The sequence below is a fragment of the Leisingera sp. genome (assembly GCF_034669605.1).
Taxonomy (GTDB): Bacteria; Pseudomonadota; Alphaproteobacteria; order Rhodobacterales; family Rhodobacteraceae; genus Leisingera.
Map to the genome: position 1 here is coordinate 1 of NZ_JAXMOX010000137.1, position 12,688 is coordinate 12,688.

Sequence of the window (12,688 nt, forward strand, 5' to 3'; positions counted from 1 at the left end):
CGAAAGCCAGGTGATCGCGGAGTATCTGGATGAGGTGACAGCCGGCTCGCTGCATCCTGCTGATCCGCTGGAACGCGCGCGGCACCGGGCCTGGATCGCATTCGGATCGGACACGCTGGCGGCGATCGGCACCCTCTATAACGCGCCGGACGAAGCAGCCTTCACTCGTGCTGCCGAGGTTCTGCGCGGCAGGCTGGAACGGATCGCGCCTGAAGTCGAAGGGCCGCTTTTCGCCGGTGATACCTTCCATATGGTAGATGGGGTCTGGGGCACCGTCTTCCGCTACTTCGACGCTTTCAATGTGATCGGGGACTTCGCGCTGATACCGGAGACGGGGCGTTTGGACACCTGGCGGGCTGCCGTCATGACACGGCCTTCGGTGCAGGCGGCACCGCCGGAGGGCTACCCGGCGCGGTTGAGGGCATTCCTCTGTGTCCGTCAGTCCCATTTGGGAGAACTGGCGCGCACTGCCTGCCGCGGGGCTGGAAAGCCGCTTTAATGCTGCGCAATTGGCATCTTGCCGCTGAACTGCATCCGGCGCATAAATGCGCAGGATTTAAGACTCAAGCGGGAGACAGCCTATGCAAGCGCGGATTTACCGGCCGGCACGCAACGCCATGACCTCGGGCATGGCCAAAACCCGGAAATGGGTTCTGGAATTTGCACCGGCCAGCGCACGGGAAGTAGATCCGCTAATGGGCTGGACCTCTTCCAGCGACACCCAGGCCCAGGTCCGCTTGCGCTTTGACAGCAAGGAAGCGGCGCTGGAGTATGCCAAGGATAAAAACATCAAAGCCCAGGTGATCGAGCCCAAGGAGCGCAAACTCAATATCCGCCCGGGCGGCTACGGCGACAATTTCGCCACCAACCGCCGCGGCCCCTGGACCCACTGAAACTGTGCAAATCGGGGCAAAGTTGTCTCGGAACCGGGGCAAGGATGTCGCGGAGGCTTGATGTGATCAAGATATGGGCCGCCCAATGGGCGCCCATACTATTTGTCGAAGCGAGCCATTCTGGTCGGAGCGGTAGCTCCTGTGGCTCATCAAGAAGCTTCAGTTCAGCGCCTTTTCCAGCGCGACCCGCAAGCGTGTCGTCAGCTCATCGCCCTGACCGTTAACTCGCTCATCGTAGTAGACACGATGGATGTTGAACGAGCCGGCACTTGCCACCAAAGGCGAAATTGCCGCGATATCGAGATACTCTCCCCCAACCTTAACATTGATCTGCTGCGCGTCGCCATTTTCAAATTTTGGCTTGTAGATCGGTCGGTTGTAGGTGTCGTGATAGCATCCGCGCAATACTGCATCTTCCGAAGTAAGGACCTCTTTACAGGCTTGAACGCAAGCTTCTTCAATTCTTTTTACTCGATCGTGTGCATGCATTTTTTTGGATGCGCCCGAACGCGCAATTTGCTCATCCGCAAGTTTCCAAGCATCGACCATTGGCGGGATTTTACGCTCAAAGAAATCGTTCGCGGTTACCCGAACCGTTTCATCTGGTGCATTTCGGAAGAGATGGAGCGCGCCCCAGAAAAGAGTGTCGTCGAGAGATAGTGCGTTTTCGAGATCGCTTGGCTCCGATATGAACCGCGCAAGCGGGTGAGAGCTACTGATACCGGCGTCGGCTTCTCGGCCGTCTTCGACAAGCTCAAAGACTTGACACAGCAGTTTTGAAAATAGGAATTCAAGACCGCGAGTCTTCTTGTGGAGGTAAATTGTCGGATACAGTTGAAACAGCGTTACCGTGAATTGCTCCATGGAAATGTAGGCCTTGCTGTCCACGAACAGAAATTGCCCTTTCGGCCCGCTCCCCACCTGGAGATTTCTCATTAGCCAATTTAGATCAATCCCGCCTGATGACACGCCAGCAAAGTACGGATCGCGCACCGCGTAGTCTAATCTGTCGGCGTCCAACTGGCTTGAGACGATGGAAGTGTAAATGCAGCTTTTATCCTTCTTGTCGATCATGTCGGCAACGAGCTGAGGGAATTCATCCCCGCCGATGCTGACGAGTTTTGCTTGAATAGAAGAAGAGGTCAGAATTCGGCTGGTGACCCTCTCATGGTCAGCTGCTTCTTTAATGCCTTGAGCCGACACACTGTCGGTTTCGGCAAGATATAATTTTGCGGCATTTTCGAATGCATGGCTGAACATTCCGTGACCGACATCGTGCACTAGCGCTGCGGCCAAGCAAGCTTGGCCCTTTTGGGACCATTTACCCCGCTTTGCTTCCGGCTCGACGACCTTCAGTATACGCTTTGCCACGGCGTAAACTCCGAGAGAATGCGCAAACCGAGAATGGGTCGCCGAAGGGAAAACAAAGTCCGAAAATCCAAGCTGCTTTACACGGCGCAATCTTTGAAAGAACTGATCTGAAAGCATGTCCTTAAGGGAGTTTTCGAAATCTCCTTCGAATTCGACCGCAACATGTATCGGGTCCTTGATCATTTTAATTTTAGCCAAATCTATACCTTTCCAATGCTCTCGCGTCTCACAATCAGGGGCATCACAGGCCTTCAACCTGAATACCGTTTTCCGCCAACCAAGTCTTTCGCCAGCGCCAATCTGGCAGATGTTGTTCCACTTTTATCCAGAAATTTGCTGAATGGTCTGGGTGATGAGCATGTGCCAATTCATGCACCACAACGTATTGGGCAATTCTTGGAGGCAGAAGGATTGCCTTCCAGTGAAAAGAAACACGACCGTCCGTACCGAAAGACCCCCATCTGAAGCCAAGATCTTGAACTTTGACCTCCTGCACAGTCACACCCATGCGGTTGGAAAGCTCTGCAACCTGCTTCTCGAACCACTGTTGGGCTCGTCGCGTATACCATGAGACAAAAATGCCCCGCCCCCGGTGGATAGAGCTTCGCCGAAGGCAGAAACGGCCGTTCTTCAGGGAGAGGTCTACCAGCTGGTTATCGACAAGCCTCAGCCGGTGGCTCCGGCCAAGGTACAAGAAGCCTTCACCCTCGACGAATTCCTTCCTTGGGGCGCGTTGCTGGAGCCTTGCTTTCTCTTCAACCTTGGTATGGATCCATACCAGCTTCTCCTCCACGAAGCTGACCAGTTGATCAGCGGCAACACTCGAAGGTGCAACAATCGACAGGTCGCCGGAACGTTCCACAGTGATCTGCATGGTTTTGCGTCGATCACTACGATGGACATTGAAGGTAAGACCATCGATCTCCAGTCTATGCTCGCTCATTCGAGCTGGCTTTCCACCGCTCCGAATTGGCGTCATAGGCAGCTTGGACATCAGGCTGCTCTCAGTTTGTCGTCGTTGGCTTTCGCCTGCTGCATCAGCTGATCTGCAAGGGCTTCCGCCTCGTCGACGGCGAACCCGTGAATTTGCGCGTCGAAGATGATCTCGAAGATCTCCGATCTGAGATTTTCCTGATCTGCCATCTTGAAGCTGTTCCACAATGAGCGATTTGCACAGACTTCCTCAATAATGCGATCCACAACATTTCGTGTCACCTCGTGCAAAGCTCGAAGCTGGTCAGCCGAGGTGTTTTCATCTGCAGAACTCGCCGCCAGGACGGTACGGAGGAAGGGACGGTAAATTTCGGGGATATCCGGCGTGGCTTCATCATGATCGCTGGCTTCGCCACGAAGCTCGTCAATGATGGCTTGCAACTGTTCGATGATCTGATCCCACTGCTGGCCAAAGCCATTCAGAATGTCGTTCAGTCGTACCGACATTTTCCTGAAACGGACCGGGTCCGTTTCGAGGTTTTTGCGTATATGAGAGCGGATCGCGTGCTCCATCTCCGATGCCTTGGCTCGGCCGCCTCCGGCTTGTCCAACCTGATTGTAGAATTCTGCATCTGTAAGCTGAACAGGCGGGATCTTCGGGTCAATGCCGAGCGAAATGACGTGATCGTCAATCAGCTTCCGCACTTTGGCACCGATATCCGCGCCGATGACCGGGATGTCGCGATACCGATTGCGGGCGCGTGCCTGCAAATATGCAAGTCTCTTGGCGTCCTGGACGAAGGGCAAACCTTCTGGGCGAGGAAGGATGATCTCAAGTGATTTCAGGAAATCCTTGAGCTTGACGGTAAACTCCGCTCTGGCTTTCTCCGTAGAGAGCACCTGTAGGCAATCCTCGTCGTGCGAAATGTCATCCAAGCCGGCGCTTCGGAAAATGTCCACGACGCGAATATGCCTATCCTGAAGCACTGGAATTTGGTCATTCAGGCTGACCAGGGCGCCATCGATATCTTCATCGGAATAGGCCGCCAAGGCAGCTTTCAGATGATGGGCCACGCCGAAATAGTCGACCACGATGCCGCATGTCTTTCCGAAGCCTGTCCTGTTGACCCGGGCGATCGCCTGCAACAATTCGGCCTCACGGATGGAACGGTCGAGATACATCACGCCTTCGATGGGAGCATCGAAGCCGGTAAGCAGCATCGACTTGACGATCAGGAAGGTCAGTGGATCCGATTTGGTCGCATCCTTATGAAACAAGGGCTTCTTGAAGCGCTTTATGCGTGTTTCTTGTGCCGCCCCTTCAGTCCATTGCTTCCATGAGGCATCATCGTTGTTACCCCCCGACATGATCGCGGCGAACTCGATCTTCTCGAACGTGTCCCGATACCGCCAGGCCTGCACCAACGCCTGAAGCTTCTCTGACTTGGTGCAAAGCTCTGCGTCATCCATCGCCTTGTCACGGTCCGACAAAGCCGCTGCCTCTACCATCAACTCATCGCGGGCGACAAGGAACGCGGCTTGATACCGGACAACGGCGGTCCGGCTGGAGGCCACCACTTGTGCCTTGTATCCATTTGGCAAGAGGTTGGTCACGTAGTGCCGCAGCATGTCGCGCGCCTTCTCGGCGATCAGCGCCGGCGCCTCGAGAATGTGGCCCTTGGTTGCGTATTTCTTTCGGATCGCTTCCAGCTCTTCATCCGTGCGGCCGCGGAACATGTCCTCGAACAGTCCGTCCAGAGTCGCACCGTCCTTCACCGCACCCTCGGCTGTACGGCCCTCGTAGAGAACCGGCACGGTCGCACCATCTGCCTCGGCTTCCTTAATCGTGTACTTGTCAATGAACTCGCCAAAGATCTGGGTGGTCCGCTTCTTTTCGCCCATGACAATCGGCGTGCCGGTAAAGCCGATCCGTGCGCAGTTCGGCAAGGCCGCCATCAGGTTCGCATGCAAGTCACCCGCCTGGGTCCGGTGCGCCTCGTCCACGACAACGACGATTGTCTCATCCTCATTCAGCACCTCGAAGGCTGGTCCCTTGGTGACTCCGGCCACGTCCTCGTCCGTCCGGTACTTCTGGATGGTGGCAAAGACCAGACCTGGCCCCTTGCGCTTAGCCAGCTTCTTCAGCGACCCGTTGCTTGTCGCCATCTCGACCACATCGCCCGACAGCGTCGCCGTCTCCGACAACTGCCGCTGCAGGTCTTTACGGTCGGTGACCATGATCACCTTGAACTTCCGCAGCGCCAGATCCGTCCGCATCTTGCGGATCATGAACACCATGGTCAGGCTCTTGCCCGAACCCTGCGTGTGCCAGACAATGCCGCCACGGCGGTCATACTCTCCATTCTGCACCCGCGTCTTGCCGCTGCGCAGCCGTTCTAGCGCGCGGTTCACCGCGCGGTATTGCTGGTATCGGCAGACGGTCTTGATGGTCTGGCCGCCCACGTTCATGAACAGCAGGTAATGCCGCAAGATATCCAGCAGATGCGCAGGGCGCAGCATCCCCGCGACAAGGCGCTCCTGCTTAGACAGGCCCTTCTTGCCCAGTGCCGCGATCACGTCGTCTTCGGAGCCCGAGCCATCCGGCCCTACCACTGTCTTCCACTGGCCATAATGCTCCAGCCCCGCACCGATGCAGCCCACGCGGGCCTGGTCGCGCCTCTTTAACGCTCGAGGCATTTCTGTGCTGGCTCGTGCGCTGGGTTGTGGACGCCTATCACACCAGGAAACATGACGGGATTGGCATGACCCCAGCCAAGGCGTGGGAAAAGGCGCGCAAGGAATGTCCCCCCAGGTCGCTGACGAGCGCCGAAATGCGCGAGGTCTTCGGCGTGAGAGCACGCCGCAAGCTGTCCCGGAAAGGCGTTCGGGTTCGCCACATCGACTACCAGTCTGACGCGCTCATGACGATGTTCCTGCGGGAGAAGGTAGATGACGTCGAGATCCTGCGCTGGGACGGGGATATCGGTGCCATCTCCATACGCGCGGACAGCGGCCCCTGGCTGACCGTGCCGGCATGCAATGAGAAGTGGATCGGTAAGACTGACTTCGATCTGATCGCCGAACTGGCCGAAGAGGCCGATGAGGACGACGTTGAGAAGCGCAAGCGCAGGAACTGGATCAACAGTGCCAATCGCGAGTCTTATCGCCTGAAGCGCCTGCTCGGGCTCATCACTCTGCCGAAAACCACAGACGACCTCAACTATGAGACCCAGCGCTTCATGCGCCATGCGGACACGACAGAGCGGCGCCGCAAGGCCGGGAAGCACCGCGACCTGATGGGCGATCTCGATGACGCGCCCGACACCGATACCGCCAGCTACAGCGATCAATCGGACACCACACCTACCTCTTCGCCGAAATTCTCGAAGGAAGGATCCAGGCATTCCGAAACCCCGATCGGACAGGAATCGGATCCATCGTTGTCGACGTCGCCTCCCTGGTCGCCGCGAAAACCGCCTCCTGAACACGTATCGCAGATCTGGAGATCAAGCCCGCTTCGGCGGGCTTTTCCTTTTTAATTTCCTAGGCTTCGCACGATCTTACCCCGATTTTCGCGAGATCCTTGCTCCAAGGTCGGAATGGCCGAAATTAAACCATTGGAATCATGATGCTTTTCTAGCATCACGGAGACAACTTTGCCCCGATTTACAGAAACTGTGTAAATCGAGGCAAAGTTGTCTCGGAATTGGAAAAAAGATCCCGCGAAGCCAATCACTGATCAATATATATGGCGCCCAATGGGCGCCTTTTCTATATCTTGATCCAGTCAATGATGGCCGACCAAGTATGCAGGGCATCTATCCAAGAAGGGGCTATTTGGCCCTGAAGCGTGCCATGCCCGGGAGTGAACAGAACAAAAGTTCAGCTTCGTCAATGCGCCCCCAGAAGAACTCGCCACCCAGGCTTTCTAGCTTTCCGTAGGATCTGTGCTTGAATTGCTGCTCGACCTCTTCTGCGCCGCTTATGTCGGGATAGGCCTGGGAGGTCATCTTAACTATCCACTTACCCGGTGCTGCCGGAGGAATGCCTGGATTCAGCTCAACGCACCGGCGATCGGGATAGTTGGATACCCCGATCTTGAGCGCAACTGACTTATCCCCGAGCGCTTTCTTCCGGCCGACAAAGGCATGGCTGCCTCCCTCGTAGGTGGCGAGGTAAAGATAGGTTTCACCGTCCTGATAAACCGAGGTTCGCGTTCCCGCCCGGCCAGCAAACGCCCGGGATGGGCGAAAAGCTTCAGCAAACGGAATGATGGGCGCATCTGCATCTTCAAGCGGTGGCTCTCCATATACGTTGACTTCGCGGACCTTGAACTTCAGGGCCTCGACGATTTCATCGTCATCCAACTCCGCGCCGTGAACGGCCAATGCCTGACCTGCCTTCGGATCGTAGGAGTTAAATGCGATCCTGCCGATCATCATTTTCTCCTCTGCCCGCCAAGCACGGCGGATGGGAATGCCATAGATCCAGCGATCTGCCCAACCGTTGTCGCGCTTGCGCTGCATGCCCAATTCCGACGGCTTTTCGATGTCCCGGTTAGGTTTCGTCTCGATTTCGACGAAACCCAATACGTAGGACCGCAGGGCTTTTTCTGTCTCGGCAGGCCGCTACAACGCCTGAAACAGTAAAGGCGATTGTTGATCAACAGATCTCGGAAACCGCCGCCCGCGCCGTCAAGGGGGCAACGGAAAGCTATTCGAAATTCGGACGTGAGTTGGAAAAGCACCTCGCGGAAGCCCTTTCCGTCCATAACCTGAACCTGCCCAGCTACAACACTATGATCTGCGCCATGGTCCAGAAGCAGGTTAAGGCGCTCACCACTGGGATAATCGCTGGCAGACTACAGCAAGACCTTGAGAAGATTTTGAGCATTGCGCCAAAGAGCATCAAGCTTTCTGAGATCGTAGAAGAAATGCGCCAACCCCACGAGGGCGATGGGAGCGATGGCGTCGTTGTAACTTGCACAGTCGAGCACTTCCCCGAAAAGGACAGCGACTTCTGAGGACCTCGATGGAAGATCTACCTGGATGACAGAAACCACTACGTGGAGTCGGACAAAGGCATGTGCGACGTTGTTACCGAAGTGCGGCACGGCATCAAGCAGGATTGCGGTCAGGACAATAACGAGATTTCCACCGGCACCATCAGTGAGATCCGCGAATACTCAGGCGTAATCACCAGCAAGGGCGGAAAGTCCGGTTTCACAATGAGGCGCCCCTATGGCCTCACCGCAAAACTTCTCTCCATGTATGAGCTGAAACCATGATCGAAGTGGATGAAGGCGACGTCGTTACGTCGGTCGGTGACTACTGATTTCTTTACCTGCCCCCGGCAGCGTTGGGGGCAGTGATGAAAACCAAGAGGTTCAATCATGAAATCAATGCGCATACTGATCGGCTGCGAAACCTCCAGCATCACCCGCCGTGCCGTTTCCGACCGTGGCCATGACGTGTGGTCCTGCGACATCGAGGCCGCAGAGGACGGATCGAACGGGCACAAGACGCTTGAGATGGTCAAGAAGTACCGGAATCAAGCGAACCAGAAGCGTCTATCGCAGTCCGCACAGGCCCGCAGGACCAGAACATGAACATGAACATGAACAGAACGAGAAAACGGAAAACTCTCTCAGCCCCGCATTGTCGGGCCGGTTTATTCCTTTGAAATCAATGTGGTGCGGGTGAAGGGACTTGAACCCCCACGCCTTGCGGCGCCAGAACCTAAATCTGGTGCGTCTACCAATTCCGCCACACCCGCACGTACACAAAGCACCGCTTTGCGTGCTGCGGTGATTATCAAAGGACAACGGGGGATGCGAGCGGAAAACGCTCCTCTGGATGCCCAGTGCAAAACAGCAACAATCCGTCCGCATAATTGCAACAATGCGCAGGCTTTTGCCGGAAAAGGCTGGGCCTGAAATCCGGTTCCGGCATAGATTCACTCAAAAAGTCTGAGGCAGACAGAGCGAGTAACAAACATGAAACCGTTCGGCAATGCGGGCTTGCGCGCGCAACTGGCGAGGCGTGGCCAGGCACACCCCCGGCGGCTGTATCAAGGCAGCCAGAACATCAGCCTGCTGCGCGGCACGATTGTGCTGACCCGCGAGGGCGAGCGCCCGGCAGAGGAGCTCAAGGCTGGCACCAGCCTCATCACCCGCACCCAGGGCATGGCCCAGGTGGATTCGATCCGAACCCGCCGCGCCATGCTGCAAGCTGTTTGCATATCGGCCGGCTCGCTTGGCGACATCCGCGCCGACTGCGATCTGACCGTCCCCTGGGACCAGCGTATCCTGGTGCGCGACTGGCGCGCCAAGGCAATGTTCGGCCAGCCGCAGGCTGTGGTGCCGGCCTATGAGCTGGTGGACGGCGAATTCATCCGCGATCTGGGATTGCAGATGATGGATCTGACGATTCTGGAATTTTCCCGCCCGCATGTGATCTATGCCGGCGGCCTGGAGCTGGCCGCAGCCGCCGCGCCAGAAGAAGATTTGCGGCCGGCGGCCTGAACCGGGCCGTTACAGCCCCAGCCTGCGGAACACGGCGGGGATCTGCTCCGGCAGATCCTCGGCAATCAGGCCGGGGCCGAATTCCAGCGCGCATTCCACATGGATATAGGCGGCCGTTTCCGCCGCCTGCATCGGGGAGAGCCCGCGCGCCATCAGCCCGGTGATGAACCCCGCCAGCACATCGCCGGATCCAGCGGTCGCCAGCCAGGGGGCGGAGCGCTCGTAATGCGCGGAATTGACCGAGCAGCGCCCGTCTGGCGCGGCAATCACCGTATCCGGCCCTTTGAACAGCACCACGCAGCCCGCGCGCTTGGCGGCCTCGCGGGTGGCGTCCACCTTGGAATAGGCCGGGCCGGTGGTGGCGGGCGCGTTCAGTTTTTCGGCCAGGTCCGGAAACAGTCTGGCAAACTCGCCGCCATGCGGGGTGATTATGCAGTTTTCATGCAGCGCCCCGAACAGCACTTCCGGCTTCATCTCAAACCTGGTGAGCGCATCTGCATCCAGCACGGTTGCCCGTTTTTCCTTTAGTGTGGCGAACACCATCGCCTGGGTATCCGCCCCGCGCCCCATGCCGGGGCCAAGACAAATGGCACTGAGCCGTTCGTCCTCCATCAGTTCCGCCAGCCCATGCGCCCCGTCGATCTGGCGCAGCATAATGGCGGTGAGGTTGGCAGCATTTTCAAACATCGCCGAGCGCGGCGAGCCAACCGTGACCAGCCCCGCCCCGATCCGCAAAGCACCGCGGGCGGCCAGCCGGGCAGCACCGGTTTTGCCATGGCCGCCGGAGAGGACAAGGGCGTGGCCGTGGGAGTATTTGTGGCCTGAATATTTCTTGTTCAGATTGCCTTTTCGACCGTCAAGCAACTCGACGCAGCCTTTGGGAAAAACTTGGGGCAAACCGATTGGCACAACTTTTAGCTTTCCACAGCCTCCCGCTCCTCCGTAATTGCGACAATTCTGGCTCATATGATGGCCGATTTTAGCACTATGAAAAGTAACGGTAAGATGGGTCGGGAGCGCTCCAAAGTCTCGCCCGCTATCGCTGCAAATTCCGCTGGGGAAATCAATTGCTACGAAACGGTCTTCGTTCGGTTCGTAAGCATCCACGATTAAAGGAGACGGCATAAAGCCATTCCATGCTTCATCCGTGTCATCTGGCATTTCCCGTGTCAGCCCTGTTCCGAACAAGGCGTCAATCACGAGAAACTGGCTTTCTTCGTCCCCTTCGTAGAAATCACGGATACCTCGATCATCCCACTCGTTGACACGGCCCAACTCCCGCCACCGCTCATAATTCTCCTTAGCATCCGGCGGCAGCTTGTCCGGGTCGCCGTAGAGGAACACTTCGACCTCCCAGTCCCGCTCCTTCAGCAACCGCGCCACAACAAAGCCGTCGCCGCCGTTGTTGCCCGGCCCGCACAGAACCAATGCCCTGCGCGGCTTTTCATCTTTCGCCAAAAACTCCGGAGGTACGGGGGCCGGCCCCCGCTGACTTGCCAGTTCCGGCCATTCCTCGAAAATGGCCTCAACCACCCCCTGCCCGGCCCGCTCCATTAGTTCGAGGCCGGTCACTTCGCCGGACTCGATGGCGGCCTGTTCAATGGCCCGCATCTGGGCTGCAGTCAGAAGTTCGGTCATCTTTTGCTCTTCCCCGATTCAATTTTGCGCAATCCTTGAGCGCAATGCTTATTTTTTAGGCAGTAGCGATCAATTCCTGGCCACAATTGCCGCAGCTGCAAGGCCATGCATTGCTGCCTTCATTTAGAAGTGAAATGACACCCCCAACAAGCTTGCGAGGAGCCATGCCGATGAAAAAGATCGAAGCCATCATCAAGCCATTTAAACTGGATGAGGTGAAGGAAGCGTTGCAGGACGTCGGCGTGCAGGGCCTTTCAGTGATCGAGGTCAAAGGCTTTGGCCGTCAGAAGGGCCACACCGAACTGTACCGCGGTGCGGAATATGTGGTCGACTTCCTGCCCAAAGTGAAGGTTGAAGTGGTGCTGGACGACGATCAGGTCGACCAAGCAATCGAAGCCATCGTCGACGCCGCCAAGACCGACAAGATCGGCGACGGCAAGATCTTTGTCTCGCCCGTCGAGCAAGCAATCCGCATCCGTACCGGCGAGACCGGCCCGGACGCATTGTAAGATCACCCAAAAAATCTCAAAGACATCTCTAAAGAAGGACCAAGGGAATGAGCGTAGACGCAGTTCTCAAGACTCTCCGTGAAGACGACGTCGCCTATGTCGACATCCGTTTCACCGACGTGCGCGGCCGCCTGCAGCATGTGACCGTGGACGTGGACCTGGTTGACGAAGACTTCCTGGAAGAAGGCTTCATGTTCGACGGCTCCTCGATCGCCGGCTGGAAGTCGATTGAAAACTCCGACATGAAACTGATGGCTGACACCACGTCCGCCTATATCGATCCGTTTTATGCCGAGAAAACCCTCTGCCTGCATTGCTCGATCGTTGAGCCCGACACCGGCGAAGCCTATGAGCGCGACCCGCGCGGCACCGCCCAGAAGGCCGAAGCTTACCTGAAGTCCTCCGGCATCGGCGATGTGGCCTATATGGGTCCGGAAGCGGAATTTTTTCTGTTTGACGACGTGCGTTACTCCAACACCATCAACAAGGTGTCCTATGAGGTCGACGCAACCGACGGCTCCTGGAACACCGATGCCGAATTCGAAATGGGCAACATGGGCCACCGCCCGGGCCTGAAGGGCGGCTACTTCCCGGTCAACCCGACCGACGAAGCGCAGGACCTGCGTTCGGAAATGCTGTCGACCATGAAGCGCCTGGGCATGAAGGTCGACAAGCACCACCACGAAGTGGCGTCCTGCCAGCACGAGCTGGGCCTGATCTTCGACAGCCTGACCAAACAGGCCGACGAGCTGCAGAAATACAAATACGTGATCCACAACGTGGCCCACGCCTATGGCAAATCCGCGACTTTCATGCCGAAG

Annotated in this window: 14 protein-coding genes and 1 tRNA gene; 9 read left to right on the forward strand and 6 right to left on the reverse strand. The window is 57.1% G+C overall.

All coding sequences use genetic code 11. From position 1 onward, the window contains the following. The coding region (locus tag VOI29_RS16225; RefSeq protein ID WP_323780851.1) for a glutathione S-transferase family protein at nt 1-499 on the forward strand (499 nt) is incomplete at its 5' end. Nucleotides 500-581: 82 nt separating this feature from the next. Continuing rightward, the gene (locus tag VOI29_RS16230) at nt 582-893 is read left to right on the forward strand and encodes an ETC complex I subunit (protein WP_323780853.1); all 312 of its coding nucleotides are present in this window, start codon (nt 582-584) and stop codon (nt 891-893) included. A 159-nt stretch (nt 894-1,052) separates the two neighbouring features. On the opposite strand, the gene VOI29_RS16235 is transcribed toward VOI29_RS16230, so the two are convergent. From VOI29_RS16235 to VOI29_RS16245, 3 genes are read right to left on the reverse strand one after another with little or no spacing between them, the layout of a single operon-like run. Further along, on the reverse strand, nt 1,053-2,447 hold the full coding sequence (locus tag VOI29_RS16235; RefSeq protein WP_323780855.1) for an HD domain-containing protein: 1,395 nt from the start codon (nt 2,445-2,447) through the stop codon (nt 1,053-1,055). Between the two features lie 58 nt (nt 2,448-2,505). Continuing rightward, complete coding sequence (locus VOI29_RS16240; protein ID WP_323780857.1) at nt 2,506-3,207, reverse strand: SprT family zinc-dependent metalloprotease; 702 nt, start codon at nt 3,205-3,207, stop codon at nt 2,506-2,508. A 50-nt stretch (nt 3,208-3,257) separates the two neighbouring features. Next, the gene (locus VOI29_RS16245) at nt 3,258-5,858 is read right to left on the reverse strand and encodes an HsdR family type I site-specific deoxyribonuclease (RefSeq protein WP_323780860.1); all 2,601 of its coding nucleotides are present in this window, start codon (nt 5,856-5,858) and stop codon (nt 3,258-3,260) included. 101 nt (nt 5,859-5,959) lie between these two features. Between VOI29_RS16245 and VOI29_RS16250 the strand changes: the two genes are divergently transcribed. Next, nucleotides 5,960-6,736: a Mu transposase C-terminal domain-containing protein gene (locus VOI29_RS16250; RefSeq protein WP_323780862.1), complete on the forward strand. Its 777-nt coding sequence runs from the start codon at nt 5,960-5,962 to the stop codon at nt 6,734-6,736. A 294-nt stretch (nt 6,737-7,030) separates the two neighbouring features. Here VOI29_RS16250 and VOI29_RS16255 read toward each other — a convergent pair whose 3' ends face one another. Next, nucleotides 7,031-7,786, reverse strand: a complete 756-nt coding sequence (locus tag VOI29_RS16255; RefSeq protein ID WP_323780865.1) for a GIY-YIG nuclease family protein — start codon at nt 7,784-7,786, stop codon at nt 7,031-7,033. Nucleotides 7,787-7,932: 146 nt separating this feature from the next. Between VOI29_RS16255 and VOI29_RS16260 the strand changes: the two genes are divergently transcribed. The 3 genes from VOI29_RS16260 to VOI29_RS16270 all read left to right on the forward strand — a co-directional run bounded on the left by VOI29_RS16260 (nt 7,933) and on the right by VOI29_RS16270 (nt 8,805). Next, nucleotides 7,933-8,220, forward strand: coding sequence for a hypothetical protein (locus VOI29_RS16260; RefSeq protein ID WP_323780868.1), 288 nt, complete (start codon nt 7,933-7,935; stop codon nt 8,218-8,220). A 60-nt stretch (nt 8,221-8,280) separates the two neighbouring features. Then, complete coding sequence (locus VOI29_RS16265; RefSeq protein ID WP_323780870.1) at nt 8,281-8,484, forward strand: hypothetical protein; 204 nt, start codon at nt 8,281-8,283, stop codon at nt 8,482-8,484. Nucleotides 8,485-8,589: 105 nt separating this feature from the next. After that, nucleotides 8,590-8,805, forward strand: a complete 216-nt coding sequence (locus VOI29_RS16270; protein WP_323780874.1) for a hypothetical protein — start codon at nt 8,590-8,592, stop codon at nt 8,803-8,805. A gap of 82 nt (nt 8,806-8,887) precedes the next feature. Here the strand turns inward: VOI29_RS16270 and VOI29_RS16275 are convergent. Continuing rightward, nucleotides 8,888-8,972: transfer RNA gene (locus VOI29_RS16275), tRNA-Leu, on the reverse strand. Nucleotides 8,973-9,192: 220 nt separating this feature from the next. On the opposite strand from VOI29_RS16275, the gene VOI29_RS16280 reads away from it, so the two are divergent. Then, nucleotides 9,193-9,720: a Hint domain-containing protein gene (locus VOI29_RS16280; protein WP_323780877.1), complete on the forward strand. Its 528-nt coding sequence runs from the start codon at nt 9,193-9,195 to the stop codon at nt 9,718-9,720. 9 nt (nt 9,721-9,729) lie between these two features. Here VOI29_RS16280 and VOI29_RS16285 read toward each other — a convergent pair whose 3' ends face one another. Then, nucleotides 9,730-11,358, reverse strand: a complete 1,629-nt coding sequence (locus VOI29_RS16285) for an NAD(P)H-hydrate dehydratase (RefSeq protein WP_323780879.1) — start codon at nt 11,356-11,358, stop codon at nt 9,730-9,732. Between the two features lie 170 nt (nt 11,359-11,528). Between VOI29_RS16285 and VOI29_RS16290 the strand changes: the two genes are divergently transcribed. Together VOI29_RS16290 and VOI29_RS16295 are read left to right on the forward strand one after the other, a co-directional pair. Next, a complete protein-coding gene (locus tag VOI29_RS16290) occupies nt 11,529-11,867 on the forward strand; it encodes a P-II family nitrogen regulator (protein WP_008554830.1) in 339 nt (112 codons plus the stop codon). A 47-nt stretch (nt 11,868-11,914) separates the two neighbouring features. Next, nucleotides 11,915-12,688: glutamine synthetase beta-grasp domain-containing protein (locus VOI29_RS16295; RefSeq protein WP_323780888.1), on the forward strand; the 774-nt coding region annotated here is incomplete at its 3' end.

What these genes read in the sequence shown, in the direction of transcription:
- VOI29_RS16235 (WP_323780855.1), bottom strand. Translation starts at nt 2,447, where the DNA reads ATGATCAAGGACCCGATACATGTTGCGGTCGAATTCGAAGGAGATTTC.
- VOI29_RS16230 (WP_323780853.1), top strand. Translation starts at nt 582, where the DNA reads ATGCAAGCGCGGATTTACCGGCCGGCACGCAACGCCATGACCTCGGGC.
- VOI29_RS16250 (WP_323780862.1), top strand. Translation starts at nt 5,960, where the DNA reads ATGACCCCAGCCAAGGCGTGGGAAAAGGCGCGCAAGGAATGTCCCCCC.
- VOI29_RS16285 (WP_323780879.1), bottom strand. Translation starts at nt 11,358, where the DNA reads ATGACCGAACTTCTGACTGCAGCCCAGATGCGGGCCATTGAACAGGCC.
- VOI29_RS16290 (WP_008554830.1), top strand. Translation starts at nt 11,529, where the DNA reads ATGAAAAAGATCGAAGCCATCATCAAGCCATTTAAACTGGATGAGGTG.
- VOI29_RS16265 (WP_323780870.1), top strand. Translation starts at nt 8,281, where the DNA reads ATGTGCGACGTTGTTACCGAAGTGCGGCACGGCATCAAGCAGGATTGC.
- VOI29_RS16240 (WP_323780857.1), bottom strand. Translation starts at nt 3,207, where the DNA reads ATGAGCGAGCATAGACTGGAGATCGATGGTCTTACCTTCAATGTCCAT.
- VOI29_RS16280 (WP_323780877.1), top strand. Translation starts at nt 9,193, where the DNA reads ATGAAACCGTTCGGCAATGCGGGCTTGCGCGCGCAACTGGCGAGGCGT.
- VOI29_RS16270 (WP_323780874.1), top strand. Translation starts at nt 8,590, where the DNA reads ATGAAATCAATGCGCATACTGATCGGCTGCGAAACCTCCAGCATCACC.